Below are 15189 nucleotides of genomic sequence, written 5' to 3'. Positions count from 1 at the left end.
GCCAACTCGCCGACGTCAGCGGCTCCTGAATACAGAAACGGGAGGCCGCTCCTTCGTCGTCATCCTAGGTGCGCCCGGAACGGGGTGTTCCTGCATAATGCGATAGCTGGTATCGGAGTTCGGAGGGCGCAGGCTGAACGGGCCTGTCCTAGACTGACGACTCGTCTAGGCCGCAACAAACCATCAACAACGGAGTTTCTGGTGTCTGAGTTACCGGTGTATGCCCATCGCACGCGGGTCATAAGGGCCGCAGGCGACCGAGTGGTAGCCCTGCAATGCTCGCCGTGCTAACCCTCATCGGCAGCAGGCTGCTGTGGTCGATCCCACTTCTCTTCGCCGCGACGGTGATCACTTTCGTTCTCGTGGCTCTCTCGCCCGGCGATGTTGCCGGGACCATCCTGGGCCCCTACGCGACCCAGGCAGAGCTCGACGACCTTCGGGTCGAGCTCGGCCTGAATCGGCCGTGGTACGTGCAGTATTTCGACTGGCTGGGGAGCGCCCTGCAGGGGGATCTCGGCCGGTCGGCCATCACATCGCAGAGTGTCGTTGAGATATTGAACAATCGGCTCGGACCGACCCTCTCACTCGCCATTTGCGGAACTCTCGTCTCGCTCGTCATCGGCCTCGGTCTCGGCATCCTGAGCGCCACCCGAACGGGCGCAGTCAGTCGCGCCATCGACATCGTGGCGGGCGTGGGCATCGGGCTGCCGAACTTCTGGGTCGGCACCGTTCTCGCATCGATCTTCGCGGTCTCCCTCCACCTCCTCCCCGCCATCGGCTACGTGCCCATAACATCGTCAGTCGGCGGCTGGGTGGGAACTCTCATCCTGCCGGTCGCGACCCTCACCATCGGCGGGGTCATGCTGCTCGCGCGACAGACCCGGGACGCGATGCGGGATATCCTCGCGCGGGACTTCATCGATGCCCTCCGCGCTGCAGGTGTGTCTGAGGCCCACATCGTCTTTCGCCACGCGCTTCGCAGCGCGGCACTGCCTATTCTCACGATGGTCGGCGTCTTCTTCGTCGGAATACTGGGAGGGGCGGTCATCGTGGAGAACGTGTTCGCCATGCCGGGTCTCGGAACCGCGACGGTGACGGCGTCGATTAGTCACGACGTCCCCTTAATCCAGGGGATCACCGTCTACTACTGCATCGGAGTCATCCTGGTTAATCTGCTTGTCGACGTGGGCTACGCGCTCCTCGACCCGAAGGTGCGGACGGCATGAGCGTGCTGACCACAACACCGGATGTCGCTGCCACGGCTGGGCCGCTCACCTCGGCCTTTCGGCGCGCTCTGCGACGCCCACTCGCGGTCGTGGCGGCGGTCGTGGTGTTGGTCATCGTCGTCGCCTGCGCGGCAGCGCCCCTCATCGCTCCGTACGACCCTTTGCTCAACGACCTGGCTCACTCGCTCGATGGACCTTCGTCCGCTCACCTCCTCGGCACCGACAAGCTAGGCCGAGACGTGCTCAGCCGACTGCTTTACGGCGGTAGACCCGCCCTGATTTCAGCCTTGCTGGTCTCGGTCGTGGCCCTGGCGATCAGCATCCCGCTCGGTGTCCTGGCCGGGTACATCGGAGGAAACCTCGACCGGATCATCATGCGCGTGACAGATGTTGCGTGGGCTCTCCCCACCATGGTGATTCTCCTGGTGATCCTCGCCGTGTTCGGCGGATCGCTGGTCGTGGCGAACCTCGCTCTCGGGTTGCTCCTCGTGCCACCGGTGACCCAGAATCTCCGGGGCAGCGCGCGAGCGGTCCGAGGTGAGCTCTATATTGATGCGGCACGCGCCAGTGGCGTCTCGCAACCGCGAATCGTGTTCCGGCACGTTCTTCCCAGAATCGCCGGCCCCGTCCTGGTGCAAGCGACAATCGTCGCATCCATGGCCATCCTGTTCACCTCGGGCCTCGCCTACCTTGGTTTCGGTGTGCAGCCACCGACGCCCACCTGGGGGTCCATGGTCACCGAGGGTGCCACCGCGGCGAACAGCAACGGTTGGCTGCTCGCCAGTGCAGGCGGGATCATCGCTGTCACTGTCATCGCTTTCGGGATCATCGGCGACACTGTGCGAGACGTCGTCGTCGAAACCTGGGCTGGAGCGCCGCGTTCCCGCCGCCGCGTCCGAGCGTTCTCTGACGGCGTGGCAGGGTCGGGATCAGCGACGAGCCTGCTCGAATTCCGGAACGTGTCGATCACGTATGGCCGAGAGCACGAGACGACGCTGGTGGTCAAGGATGTTTCCCTCTCCCTTGACGCCGGAGAGATCGTCGGGATCGTCGGCGAATCGGGATCGGGCAAGACCACACTGGCACGAGCAGTGCTCGGACTCCTGCGAGGCTCCGGTGAGGTCTCCGGTGGACACATCCTTTTCGAAGGCAACGACGTCGCCAGCCTGCCTACGGAAAGGCTTCGGGCATTGCGCGGCGCGCGGCTGGGCTATGTCTCTCAAGAACCAATGGCGGCGCTGGACCCGATGATGAGGGTGGGCACGTTGATAGCGGAGACGCTCACCCGGCTGCGGGGCGTTTCGAAACACGAGGCCCGCGTTATGACCCTCGAACTGCTGCGCACCGTGCAATTGACCGATCCGCAACGGGTCGCCCGCCTCTACCCTCACCAGGTCTCGGGCGGGATGGCGCAGCGGATCGCGATCGCGTGGGCGCTCGCCGGCGATCCGAGCCTGCTGATCGCGGACGAGCCGACCACTGCGCTCGATGTGACTGTCCAGGCGGAGATTCTCGACCTGCTGCGCGCGTTACGAGACCGCCGCGGTATGGCCATCCTCGTGGTAACGCACGACTTTGGTGTTGTCTCCGATATCTGTGATCGCGCCATCGTTATGCGGGACGGCCAGGTCGTGGAGTCCGGGCCTCTTCCTGATCTGCTCCTCGATCCCCAGCGGACCTACACACAGTCTCTCGTCGCCAGGGCCCGCACACTCGCCGGCCTCGAACCCCTTTCCCCTGGAGAAACATGAGCGAGCCGCTGTTGAAGGTCATGGGCCTGTCGGTCGACTACGGTCGCGGCCGTTCCCTTCACCGTGCGGTCGATGACGTGACATTCGAGGTTCGAGCAGGCGAGACCGTCGGTCTGATCGGTGAGTCGGGTTCGGGCAAGAGCTCGATCGGCAGGGCGATCGTCGGGCTCGCTCCTGCTGCCGCGGGTTCGATTCTTCTCGATGGCCAAGACATCAGGCACCTCGCTGGCCGCGAGCGGCGCCGCGTGGCCGCACAGGTGCAGGTCGTGTTCCAGGATCCCTATGGCTCATTGAATCCTGCGCTGACCGTCGGTGAGATCTTGCGTGAGCCGTTGCGCGTGGCCGGAATAAACCGGCTCGAGCAGGAGGACCGGATCACAGGCCTCCTGAGGAGAGTAGGGCTCGCTCCCGAGACAGTGCGGCTCTACCCCGCGCAGTTCTCCGGCGGCCAGCGACAGCGCATCGCCATCGCACGCGCGCTTGTTACGCGACCCAAGATCGTTGTGTGCGACGAGGCGACGAGTGCCCTCGATCTCACCGTTCAGGCCCAGGTCCTGGAGCTCCTGTCCAGCCTGCAGGCCGAATACGGGCTGAGCTACTTGTTCATCGGCCACAACATCGACGTCATGCGATCGCTCGCCAGGCGGGTCGTTGTGCTCAACAAGGGCCGAGTGGTGGAACAGGGCGACGTTGGGCGGATCCTGCGGGAGCCCTCGGACCCGTACACCAAGAGACTGCTCGCCGCCACGCTCAGCCCGGACCCGAAGGTCCAGGAGATGCGGCGCCTGGCGCGGCGGGCGGAAGGCGCGCCGCCGGCAGACGTGTCTGCGCATCGGTGACGAACTCAGTCGTATGCTCGTCGAACTCCTCGCGGTGTCGACGAGAAATTCCAGGGTGAGCCTACGCCTTCTCGGTTGCGGCGTTGTCCGGCCCAGAGCCGATGTGCTCACGCACCGCCGCAAGGAAGTCCTTCGGCTCGTCCGTCCAGAGATAGATGCGATCGATGACCTGCTCGCCGCCTTTCGGCGGCAGGCCGGGAAGGGTGATGGCCGTCGATCGTTCCAGGACGACCTCGATGTTGGTCTGGTCGGTGATGTCCACCACCAGTGACCGGCCTTCCTGGTCATCGATCACGCTCGGGGTCTGAGGCTCGTGGCTGCGGTTCTTCAGCCCCACCGAGTAGACATCGTCCCAGGTGACGTGAACATCCATGTCGAGACCGTCGCGGACACGAATGCCCTCGGTTCCGACCGTGTGAGGCCGCATGAAGTGGGCGCACAGGAGCCCGGTCATCCAGACCAGTCCCCAGGTGCCGATGATGAGCAGGGGGATTCTCAGCCAGAGCCACTGGTGCACGATCAGGTCGATGACAACGATCTCGACCGCGGAGAGCACGATGAAGATGACGAGCACCGTGAGGCTTTGAGAGTGGTAGTGGAACCCCTTGGCGTCGCGTGTCTTCCACGGTCTCCGAGCGATCGCGCGGACGATGGCGGCGTAGATGACCTTCTCGATCCCCGTGCCTCGGGCGATAAGAGCTCGGGCGCGGGTCCGTGCGGCCTGCGGGTTCCAGGTCGCGGCGCTCATCCGTTGTCCTCCGCTTTTGCCTGCTCCGCGCTCATCAACGTGGCGAGGCGAGCGATGATCGCGTCGATGCCCTGTTCGAGCGCCGAAAGATGCTCCTGCGCGACGGCGCCGCGCAGCTCCTCCTCCAGGTGAGCGTGTTCCTCCTGCATCCGGGCCATTGCCGTCTCACCGCTCGACGTGAGCGTCACCAGCACGGCGCGGCGATCGGACGGGTGGGGGCTGCGCTGGACGTATCCGTGGTTCTCGAGCGCGTCCACGAGGCCTGAGATGTTGCGGGGCGTCACGGAGAGCGCCTCGGAGAGGGCCTGCTGGGTGGACGGCCCGCTCAGCGCCAACGTCCACAGGACGGCGACCCGCGACTCCGTGAGAGGAGTGCCGGCGAAGGCTCGCGCCATGTCCTGCTGGAACATGTTCGTGATGGCCAGGAGCTTGTCCACGATCGAGGTGCGCATATCATTACCTTAGTGCATTAAGTAGATTGGTAACAATATGAGATGCCGCCCCGGTGGAGGGCTGCCGGACGAGTTGCACCCCAGCTGCGGTTCGTCGGCGGAGATGTGCTGACCGGGGTTCACAAGCCTTTGCTGCCCGATGCGTATCGGCATACACGCTCGGCGCCCCAGAGGGGCGCGCTTCAGCGTATGCTCAGCGCCGAATCGGGCTGCGCTCGCACCGTGGCCTCCCGACTCCGGCGTTGTCCTGCTCGGGCTTGCCAGCGCCCCGTGCGGTGCTCGATCTCGATGGGATAGGAGAAGCACTCGGTGACCTGCCGGGTGGTGAGCACGTCGTGTGCCGTGCCGGAGGACTGCACGCGGCCGTCTTTGATGAGCATGGCGTGGGTTGTGGTCTCCGGAAGCTCTTCGAGATGGTGGGTGACCAGGACGGTGGCGAGTTCGGGTTGCATGTGATGCAGTTCGTCCACCGTCGAGAGGAACTGCTCGCGCGCCGCGACGTCCAAACCGGTCGAAGGCTCGTCCAGCAGGAGCAGGGGAGGATCGGGCAGCAGCGACCGGGCAATCAACGCGCGCCCGCGTTCGCCCTGGGACATCGTCGGCCACGTGGCACCGGCGAGTTCGCCGAGGCCGAGCATCTCGATCAGTCGATCGGCGCGTTCGAGGGTTGTGTCGTCCGGAGCCCACCGGGGCATGGGCTCCGTTGTGCCGGTCGCGCCGGTGAGGACGACCTGGCGCACGGTGAGCGGTGAGCGAAGGGGGTGGCGGGGATTGACGTGTCCGATCGACTGCCGCAGTTCGCGTATATCGACTCGGCCGAGCCTGTGCCCGAGCACATACACGCTTCCGCGGGTCGGATGGCTCATCGCCCCGCACAGGCTCAGGATCGTGCTCTTGCCCGCACCGTTGGGGCCGATGAGCGCCCAGTGCTCGCCCGCGTGGACGGTCAGGTTGATGTCGGTGAGGATCGGGCGCGACTCTCGCACGAAATCGACCGTTTCGAGCCGCAGGACCTCGGTTTCGGTCACGACGCGCCTCCACAGTCTTTCGCCCGCGTGCCGATGTTGTGAGTCTGCCGAGAGCCAGAACGGTCACCGTGCCCGTGCTGCCATCCAGCAGCCACGCAGCCCACGCCGATCGCGACCGGAGCGGACTCCGGCTCTCCGCGCCCGCGTCGCGTCGGCGTGTATTCTCCGGCGGTCACGTGAGGCCCTCTCGCAATGTCAGCAGATGGCCGCGGCTGCGTGCCGAGGCTGCACCCTCATCGCGGTCTGCGATGGCGTCGAGCAGGGCGGCATGGGCGGTGTGGTCGCCGTCGCTGCCGAACTCCTTGCGCAGGCGGAGCATATCGATCATGGCCTCGCGCAGTTGCGGGGTGAAGCTGTCGAAGAGCTCGACGAGGACCGGGTTGTGTGCGGCGACTATGATCGCGCGATGAAACGCGGTGTCGGTGTCGACGTGACTCTCGATGTCGGAACGGTGTTCGGCTCGCCGGGTGAGGGCGCGGCGGATGGCGCGCAGATCGGCGGGGGTGCGGCGTTCAGCGGCAAGGGCGGCCGCCTCGGTCTCGATGGCGATGCGGGCCTCGATCACAGACACGATGCCGGCTCTGCGCAGCACGACGTCCCAGTCTTCCGGGGCGTCGAGCGCGATGACGAATACACCAGCACCCTGCCGGGAGGCCAACACGCCGCGCCCGGCGAGCTGGCGGACGGCTTCACGGACCGTGGAGCGGCCGACACCGAGCTGCGGTGCCAGGGTCGTCTCGCCAGGCAGCTTCTCACCGAGCCTCCATTCGCCGGACCTGATCCGCTCCAGCAGCAGCTCGGCGGCTTGACCCGCCAGCGGCGCCCGTCTCACCTGCGGCACATCTCTCACCTTCTCTGCTCTGCTTGTCTGAGGAGTCAGGTGGAGTCTACCCGTGTTCTCGATCGAGCTCCTTCTTCGTCGTGCGCCGAGCGCGGCCCACTCGCTCGTAGACGGCGTCTGGGATCGCATCATCGCGTTTGTAGATGACGTACTGGCACAACGCGCTCGTGGATCCTGCCGGGGCATCCGAGGACGGCGGGTAGACATCGGCAAGCGGGACTCCGTGTGCGTCGATGGGCCCGGACTGCAGCCCGACTGCGCAGTGAGTGCAGTAATAGCACACGCCAGGCGTGTTCCAGGCCCAATCGTGGCGGCCCAGAACTTTGTCGTTCATATCCGTCTGATCGACGCGATGCCCTGGGGTGGGGAGATACGTTCGGCCACCTGACCCACACGGTTCGAACGAGAGCACCCAGCGATCCTCATGTTCTTCGACCTGAACGGCGCCGCGCCGTTTCGGGCCGGAAAGGTGGCCGACCATGCCCGCCAGCACTCTCTCGAGAAAAAGGCGCGCGTCCTCGCGAGCGCCGATGGAACCCTCGATGATGTACCCCATGCAATCGCCCAACGACGGCTCACCGTGGGTTCGCACGACAAACGCGAGCATCTCGGTGATGAAGTCGACAGACCGGTCGTGCAGGTCCTGCCATTGGGCGCGCAGCGTCTCCACATCTCGGACGAGGGCCTCGTGGTCCGCGGGTGACGCAATTCGGGTACGACCAACAAGTGTCCCCGCGAAAGAGCTGAGCTCCTCCCAGAGCTCGTCTGGACGGTATCGGTTTTCATCCGGAGGCGCGAGCTTCGTGGACACCTGGCGTTCTAGACTGTCGAGTTCGGCCGCTGGAGTGCCGTTGGCGAGAAGCCATTCGCGACACTTCAGCCATCGGCCGCGGTTGTAGCTCGCGAACCTGACGGCCGCGAGCTCCATGAAGTGGTCGATGAGTAGAGCTGCCTGCGCGAAAGAGCCCGATGCGAGGGCTGCTTCTATGTCATCGACTATAGGTGTTGCCCGCGAGGCCAGGGGACCGGTGCGTCGTCTCTGTCCCAGGTCGGGGTCGAACTCAACTGTGGGCATTGTTCTCTCCGGCTGCTGAATGTTCACGATCGCGCATCTCGTTGTGGCCGAGGATCGAGACCCATGGCGGCCCCCAGCGGGCCCGATCAGGTATCAACTGACGTTGGAGAGACTGGGCAGCCACAGCACGATGTCGGGCCAAAGAATGATGGCCAGCGTGATGACGAGAACGAATGCGACGAACGGCATGACCCCCTTGAACACGTCTGGAAGGGTGACACGCGCACCGAGGTTCACCGTGCGGTCCTGCGCCAAACGGTGCACAACGAACGTGAGCATGCCGATGGGAGGGAAGACCATACCGATCTCGCACATGATCACGAGGAACACCCCGAACCAGATCATGTCCACTCCGATAGCGTCCAACGGTGCGGCGAGCAGGGGGACGGTGAGCAAGATCATGGGAAGGGATTCGAGGAACATGCCGAGGAAGATGTAGACGACGATCAACATCAGCAGCAGTGCCACGCGATCCGCCTGAAGGGCGAGAAGGTATTCGGTCAGCTCTTGGGCGATTCCGCTCAGAGTGATGAAACGGGTGAAGAAGAGCGCACCGACCAAGATGATGAAGAGCCCCGCGAAGGAGCGCACTGTCTCGATGGCGACTTCTTTGATGTAACGACCCGTGGAGCGAAGCCCCCGCTTTCCTTTGCCGAGAGTCACCCAACCCAACGCCAGGGCCGCGATCGCGCCGACAGCCGCCGCCTCGGACGGAGTGAAGACACCGACAAACATGCCACCGATCACGATGAGGGCGAGAACCGCGATGGGCAGCGCACCTCCCAGCGACATGAATCGCTCCCGCCAGGTGAAGGAGATGTCGAGGCGCGGCGCCGCCGAGGGTCGCCACAGCGCCCAGAGGATGATCACACCGCTGAACCCTACGGCGAGTATCGCGCCGGGGACCACGCCCGCCAGCAGCTGTTGACCGACTGAGACTTGCGCCACCCCGGCGTACACGACCATCAGGATGCTCGGCGGAATCATCTGTCCCAGGGTTCCGGCCACCGCGACCGAGCCGGTGGCCAACGTAGCGGAGTACCCGTGGCGGAACATCTCGGGGAGCGACATCCGGCCGAGTGCGAATGTGATCCCGAACGTGCTTCCGCTACTGGTGGCGAGCGCGGCGCCTGCGTAGTTGCTGGCGACCGCTAGCCCTCCTGGGACCTTGTGGAACCATTTGACAGCGGTGTCGTATGCTCGAGCGCTTGCCCCACTCCGCCACATCGCCATCCCCATGAGAATGAAGAGGGGCACCACGTTCATCGACCATGTGGCCACACCGCTGTAGGTGAGCGACTCCATGCTCGACCAGACCGCGGTTGTGCCGCCGATCCGCCACAATCCGACCGATGCCGCGATGATCATCGCGAACCCGATGGGAACTCCGATGGCGAGAAGCAGCAGAAGCAGCAGAACGCCGAGGCCTCCTACGGCGAGCAAGGGGATTGGTGCGAAGAGCACTGCGCCGATCGTTGCGACGACGGCAAGCGAGAGGACCACAACTCCTGCGCTTGCGATGCGCGCCCGTGGGCCCTCGCTGTGGGGCGCCAAGGGTGCGACGGTTGCTCGATCAATCATTGAACTCTCCATCCGAGGCCTCTCTCGAGGCCAGCTGGTCCAGGGCGGGCTGAAGACCCAGAATCAAGGCGATGACTCGTACGGCTGCGACCGCCGCGCAGAGCACCAAGGAGAGGCAGAGCAGCAGGCGTCCTGGCCAGAGCTGGACCCACGGGGTGCTCACGGCCGACTCGCCGATCAGAAACGAAGTCACGAGAGCCGTCCCACCTGCGTACGTCATGCAGAGAAGGGTGATCGCAACGGCCGCGTCGGCTATCGCGCCGTAGATCCGCTTCACCCGGTCCGTCGCCGAATCGACGAGAAGTTCGACGCGGATGTGCTGGTTCCGAAACTGTGCGTAACCCATTCCGAGCATCGCCACCGCGGGCATCCAGAAGGCCGAGACGATGTCGAGCGTCCCGGGGAGAGGCTTTCCGAACAGCGAGCGCGAAGCGACATCGACGAAGATGTGCAACGCCATCACCATCACGCCGGCGCCGGCGATATACACGCTCAGCCGAACGACGTGATCGACTCCGTGGAGCCAGCGGGGCGTGAGGTCTCGGCCTGGCTGGTCGTGTTGCGCGGAAGTGCTCATGATGGATGTGCCTCCAAGGCGTGCATTGCACACATCGACGTGAGTGTGACCCGTGCGAGACGGCTGTGCCATCCGTCTCGCACGGGTCAAGTGTGGCCAGTGAACGGCGCAGTGAGCAACGTCAGAGCTGTTTGTCGATGGCCGCGAAGAAGTCGGTCAGGTCCAGGTCTGGCCCCCGCACATACTTTTGCGCCAGGTCCTGCGCTGGGTCGTCGCTATCGTCGGGGGATCCGGCAGAGGGAACCGTCTCGAGCACGATCGCTTCCCAGCGAGCCTTGATGTCATCCCATTCCTTCACGACCTCGGCGAGTTCCCCTTCTTCGGCGGGCGCTTGCGCCGACCGGACTGCTTCTCTGAGAGCCTGGTCGTAGTAGAAGTTGAGGCCCTCTTTCTCCGGGCCCTCTGTGGCGAACTGGCTGTAGTCGGCCATGCTGTTCTCGATCATCTTCTCAACGACAGTGGGCAGCTCATCGCGGAGTATCTCCTGGTCTCCTTCGCCCAGTTTGTTCCAGGTGTCGAGGTTCATCACAAACGCATATCCCGGATATCCGCTGAGGCCTGCGAAATTGTAGTGCTTGGCCACCTCCCAGACCGAGAGTGAGACAACACTCTGCGGGCTGTACGCACCGCAGCCGATGACACCGCGCTGCAGGGCTTCGTACTGCTCGGTGGACGGAATGGTTGCCGGTTCCATTCCGATGGCCTCTACCTCGAGGGCCACTGCGCGTCCACCGACGCGGGCAACCTGACCGTTCGCGTCAGCGATGGTCTCGACGGGAGAGTTGCAGAGCAGCCCGTACTCGTCAGCAATGGAGAAGCCTCCGAGCGGAACGAGGTTGTGCTCCTCGTACTCCTCACGAAGTGTGTCCTTGGAGAACATCTCGAATGTGCTCGCCATGCTCTGCAAGTACCCCTGCGGGTAGTCGTCGACAAAGGAGTTGGCATGATTGAGGAGCACGTTCGACTTGGGGAGCTGATCCGGAAAGTACGAGGTGAGAATCAGGGTCATGTCGGCCAGTCCGTCGCCAGTGCCGCTGAGGGCTTCGTCGCCGGACAGGAACGAGCTCGACCAGTAGTTCTTAAAGGTCACTCGCCCTTCTGTGAGTTCAGTCACCGAGTCCTGAAAAGCGATGATCGCTTGCGCTTCGGACGACTGCTCCGGCGAGTTGTCTGTGTATGTGATCGTGACTGAGTCGCCCTCGGAGGGCGCTCCATCGGACAGTGGGGGCGGGGCGCATGAGGACAACGCCAGTGCTGCGAGGGCCAGCGGCACCACGTAGGCCTTCCTACTCACCTTGAGCATGGTCGAACTCCTGTCTCTATCGGGTGGAACGCTATATCGGGTGGACGCGCCCGAGTCGGAGCTTCTGTCGCCACGTTGCCGACCCAGACTCATCGCTTTCATGGTGTGGAAGCGTGATTCCAAATATTTACTAAATAGTCCCTGTATGGACTCCTCTTGTCAAGGGATCGGTCAGGAGCAGTTTGGCGAGGATTCGCGGGCTGCGGGATCCCGGCCTCAGCTGACAGGTGCAGTAACAGGTTTGTGGAGGCCGGGGAGTGGTGTCCAGAAGGGGCTTGCGAAACGCAGGCGATAATGCGCATACTCACTAAGTGGCAGTGAACTTTCACACTGCGGCAGGTGCATTCAGTGCACCCTCGAATACCGACCGATGGGAGTGCGTAGTGCAGGCGGTAGTGAACGCGCGGATCTACACCATGGACGAATCGATTCCTCTCGCGAACTCGATGCTGATCGAGTCCGGCAGGGTGCGCTGGATCGGCGTCAGCGAAGACCCGCTGGATGTTGTGGCGATGGGGGCGTCGACCGTGCACGACTTCGGGAACGACGTCGTGATTCCAGGCCTGGTGGACGCCCATACGCATCTGGAGCAGATTGCGTACTCTGCGCACCTCTCCGTGAACTGCCGGTCCTCGGTGGTGAGCTCGATCTCCGAGATCATAGAGACGATTGAGCGCGCGGCGGACGACACCCCCGCCGGTGAGTGGATCTTCGCCCAGGGCGAGCACTATCAGGAGTTGAAACTCGCGGAAGGCAGACTGCCCGACCGCTTCGACCTCGATCGCGCGACCACCGCTCACCCTGTGGTCTACAGGTCGAGCTATCACACCAACGTCTTCAGCTCTCTCGCTTTGCAACAGCTCGGAGTCACCCGTGACACCCCCGACGCCCCCGGGGGAAGAATCGAGCACAGCGAGACCGACGGTGAGCCCACAGGTCGAACGTATGACATGTTCGCGGCGCTTGAGGGTCCGGAAGCCTCGGTAGAGGCGCTGGAAGCGGCGATAGCCGAGGTTCAGAGCAGCTACCTCGCGTTGGGTGTGACGTCTATCGGCGACATACCCCTGCATCGCAATGGATATGAAGCGGTTCGTCGCCTGGACGATGAAGGTCGACTGCGTCTCAGGGTGGCGCTCTACCCGAAAGTTCCGACCGTCATCGACCGGGAGCGAATGGAAGCGGTTGGTGCCGAGTCGAGGTCGATGAGCGGACGATGCTCACTGGCCGGCTTCAAAGTTTTTCTCGACGGCGGGCTCACAGCCGGGGCAGCGGCGTTGCACGATGCGTACCCAGACAAGCCCGGTTTCCGAGGTGAAATTCTCTACAGCCAACAAGAGTTGTGCGACCTTATCGAGATCTGCGAGCTCGGGGGCAACCAACTGGCGATTCACGCGATCGGAGATCGGGCTCTTGACCACCTCCTTCGTGCATTCGAATCGTACGTCGCGGCCGCGGGCTCCCTGAAGGTCAGGCATCGTCTCGAGCATGCGGGCAACATCTTCCTCGACGAGTCTCGTCGCGAGCGCATCCGTGCTCTGGGGGTGATCGCGGTGCCGCAGCCGTCATTCCTGCTCACGACCGCCGACGGCTATCGTGCGTATCTGGGCGATCGGATCGAACCGGTGATGCCGTTCAAGTCGATGCTTGCGGAGGGTTTGACGGTGCCGGGGAGCTCCGATGCGATCGGCATCACAGCGACGCAGCACCATCCCTTCCCCGCGATGGATGCCGCGGTGACCCGGGTCTCTCACTCGGGAGGAACACTTGGATCCGGGGAAGGGGTGGCTCCAATCGATGCGCTCGGGATGTACACGCGTCACGGGGCCGCTGCTCTGGGGTGGGAGAACGAGGTGGGCATTCTCGCGGTGGAGGCGATGGCGGACTTCGTTCGCATCGGGACGGATCCGATACAACGCGGGACCTTCGAGGGGACCGCGGTTCTCGAGACCTGGATCGGAGGCGAGCTGGTCTATGAAGCGTGACGAGGGCGCTGAGCCTTGGAAACTCGCGAATGTAGGCGCGCTGCCAGAATTGAAGGTGCAGTGGTGAACACAGCCATTGGAGGAAAAGTGGTGAGGGACAACGACAGGTACGACGCAGTGGTCGTGGGAGCCGGCTTCGCGGGGCTCTATGCGCTCTACAAGCTCCGAGAGATCGGCCTCACAGTGGTCTGCCTGGAGCAGGGGGCCGGCGTTGGCGGAACGTGGTATTGGAATCGCTATCCGGGTGCGCGGTGTGATGTGCCGAGTGTTGCATACTCGTACTCCTTCTCCGAGGAACTTCAACAGGAGTGGGAGTGGTCCGAGCGCTATGCCGCTCAGCCTGAGATCGAAGCGTACATGAACCACGTCGCGGACCGCTTCGATCTTCGCCGGAACATCGAGTTCAACTCTCGCGTGACGTCGGCTGAGTACAACGAGTCGGCGGAGACCTGGGCGGTTCAGGTGCACGGACGGTCGACGGGAATCGACGCTCGCTACCTGGTGTTCGCCACGGGTGGCTACTCGAAGCCCTTCGTTCCACCGGTTCCGGGTGCTGACGACTTCGGCGGTGAGCTCTTCGCCACGCACAGTTGGCCGAAGAACGCGGACGTCACGGGAAAACGTATAGGCGTCGTCGGCACGGGTTCGAGTGGGATGCAGACCGCGACGGCGATCGCCGGCAAGGACCCCGCCGAGCTCTATATCTTCCAGCGCACGCCGAACTTCGCCGTTCCTGCACGGAACCGGCCGGTCGATGCGGAGCAGGCTGCGGAGTTCAAGAAGAACTACTCGGACTACCGCGAGGCTTCTCGTCGTTCTCGCACCGGAACGCTGTACGAGGGACCGGAGGTCCGCGGCGCGGCGATGACGGACGCCGAGTTCGAGGCTCATATGGAGTACGCCAAGTCGATCGGCGGAGCATATGTTTACGGCGGTGTCGTCGATTTCGCGATCGACGACGAGGTGAACACGCGGCTCCAGGACTATCTGCGCAGAGAGATTCATCGGCGGGTCGACGATCCCGAGACGGCGAGGCGCCTCGAACCTCACGGGTACGCACTCGGCAGTCGCCGAGTGCTTATTGAGGACGGCTACTACGAGATCTTCAACAAGAAGGGTGTCGAACTCGTTGACCTTCGTGAGGAGGGCCCTATCGAAGCGCTGTCCAAGAACGGCATCGTCACTGCTCGGCGCGAGATTCCGCTCGACATGGTCATCTTCGCTACCGGCTTCGATTCCGGAACGGGTGCAATCCTGGCAGTCGACCCTGTCGGAAGGAACGGACAGACTCTGCGCGACAAATGGGCGGATGGCCCTGTGACCTACCTTGGGCTTCTCGTGAACAACTTCCCGAACATGTTTATGATCGCCGGCCCGGGGAGCCCCTCGATTCGCTCGCAGGTGTTGGTGTCCATCGAACAACACGTCGATTGGCTCGCCGAACTGCTGGTCCGCTCGAGAGAGCAGGGCTGCAACACCATTGAGGCCACGTCCACCTCTGAGCGGCGATGGACGGAACACGTCGATCAGACGGTCGAGGGTACGATCCTCGCTCGTCATCGCGACACCCAGTACTGGGGAGCGAACGTTCCCGGGAAGCCTGGCCGATACTTGGCGTATGTCGGCGGGGTGGGGTTTTATCGCGAGCTGTGTGAGCGGGTGGCCGAGGCGGGCTACCCGGGTCTCTCATGCCCCCAAGGGGACACCCGGCGTGAGGCGGCCGAGTGGGACGGCCCACCGGCTGATATGCGTGCGCCGACGCGTTTCGGCAACACGGTGATCTGAG

General features: G+C 63.8%; 13 protein-coding genes. 5 read left to right on the top strand and 8 right to left on the bottom strand.

The features are described 5' to 3' along the window. The first annotated feature begins 275 nt into the window (after positions 1–275). The 3 genes from ACYVF5_RS11625 to ACYVF5_RS11615 are packed head-to-tail and all read left to right on the top strand — an operon-like array spanning position 276 to position 3816. Positions 276–1226 (top strand): ABC transporter permease, encoded by a 951-nt coding sequence (locus tag ACYVF5_RS11625; protein WP_460946489.1) that lies wholly within the window; start codon positions 276–278, stop codon positions 1224–1226. After that, a complete protein-coding gene (locus tag ACYVF5_RS11620) occupies positions 1223–2977 on the top strand; it encodes a dipeptide/oligopeptide/nickel ABC transporter permease/ATP-binding protein (RefSeq protein ID WP_460946487.1) in 1755 nt (584 codons plus the stop codon). The genes ACYVF5_RS11625 and ACYVF5_RS11620 overlap by 4 nt, the downstream gene beginning before the upstream one ends. Further along, positions 2974–3816, top strand: coding sequence for an ATP-binding cassette domain-containing protein (locus ACYVF5_RS11615; RefSeq protein ID WP_460946485.1), 843 nt, complete (start codon positions 2974–2976; stop codon positions 3814–3816). The genes ACYVF5_RS11620 and ACYVF5_RS11615 overlap by 4 nt, the downstream gene beginning before the upstream one ends. Before the next feature lie 61 nt (positions 3817–3877). On the opposite strand, the gene ACYVF5_RS11610 is transcribed toward ACYVF5_RS11615, so the two are convergent. From ACYVF5_RS11610 to dctP, 8 genes are all read right to left on the bottom strand, one after another. Next, positions 3878–4564, bottom strand: coding sequence for a hypothetical protein (locus ACYVF5_RS11610; protein ID WP_460946483.1), 687 nt, complete (start codon positions 4562–4564; stop codon positions 3878–3880). Next, positions 4561–5016: a MarR family winged helix-turn-helix transcriptional regulator gene (locus ACYVF5_RS11605; RefSeq protein WP_460946481.1), complete on the bottom strand. Its 456-nt coding sequence runs from the start codon at positions 5014–5016 to the stop codon at positions 4561–4563. Before ACYVF5_RS11605 ends, ACYVF5_RS11610 begins: the two co-directional genes overlap by 4 nt. A gap of 182 nt (positions 5017–5198) precedes the next feature. Then, positions 5199–6044 (bottom strand): ABC transporter ATP-binding protein, encoded by an 846-nt coding sequence (locus tag ACYVF5_RS11600; protein ID WP_460946479.1) that lies wholly within the window; start codon positions 6042–6044, stop codon positions 5199–5201. A 172-nt stretch (positions 6045–6216) separates the two neighbouring features. Next, the gene (locus ACYVF5_RS11595; protein WP_460946477.1) at positions 6217–6885 is read right to left on the bottom strand and encodes a FadR/GntR family transcriptional regulator; all 669 of its coding nucleotides are present in this window, start codon (positions 6883–6885) and stop codon (positions 6217–6219) included. Between the two features lie 46 nt (positions 6886–6931). After that, positions 6932–7960: a hypothetical protein gene (locus tag ACYVF5_RS11590; protein WP_460946475.1), complete on the bottom strand. Its 1029-nt coding sequence runs from the start codon at positions 7958–7960 to the stop codon at positions 6932–6934. A gap of 93 nt (positions 7961–8053) precedes the next feature. Further along, positions 8054–9541: a TRAP transporter large permease gene (locus tag ACYVF5_RS11585; RefSeq protein WP_460946473.1), complete on the bottom strand. Its 1488-nt coding sequence runs from the start codon at positions 9539–9541 to the stop codon at positions 8054–8056. After that, positions 9534–10118 (bottom strand): TRAP transporter small permease, encoded by a 585-nt coding sequence (locus tag ACYVF5_RS11580; protein WP_460946471.1) that lies wholly within the window; start codon positions 10116–10118, stop codon positions 9534–9536. Before ACYVF5_RS11580 ends, ACYVF5_RS11585 begins: the two co-directional genes overlap by 8 nt. A gap of 121 nt (positions 10119–10239) precedes the next feature. Further along, positions 10240–11421, bottom strand: coding sequence for a TRAP transporter substrate-binding protein DctP (gene dctP / locus ACYVF5_RS11575; RefSeq protein WP_460946469.1), 1182 nt, complete (start codon positions 11419–11421; stop codon positions 10240–10242). 383 nt (positions 11422–11804) lie between these two features. On the opposite strand from dctP, the gene ACYVF5_RS11570 reads away from it, so the two are divergent. Both ACYVF5_RS11570 and ACYVF5_RS11565 read left to right on the top strand, forming a co-directional pair. Beyond that, positions 11805–13403, top strand: coding sequence for an amidohydrolase (locus tag ACYVF5_RS11570; protein ID WP_460946467.1), 1599 nt, complete (start codon positions 11805–11807; stop codon positions 13401–13403). 63 nt (positions 13404–13466) lie between these two features. Next, complete coding sequence (locus tag ACYVF5_RS11565) at positions 13467–15188, top strand: flavin-containing monooxygenase (RefSeq protein ID WP_460946465.1); 1722 nt, start codon at positions 13467–13469, stop codon at positions 15186–15188. Position 15189: the final 1 nt, after the last annotated feature.

The sequence above is a fragment of the Okibacterium endophyticum genome (assembly GCF_054780075.1).
Note: the sequence above shows the minus strand (reverse complement) of the source record. Positions and strands in the feature narration are given on the sequence as shown.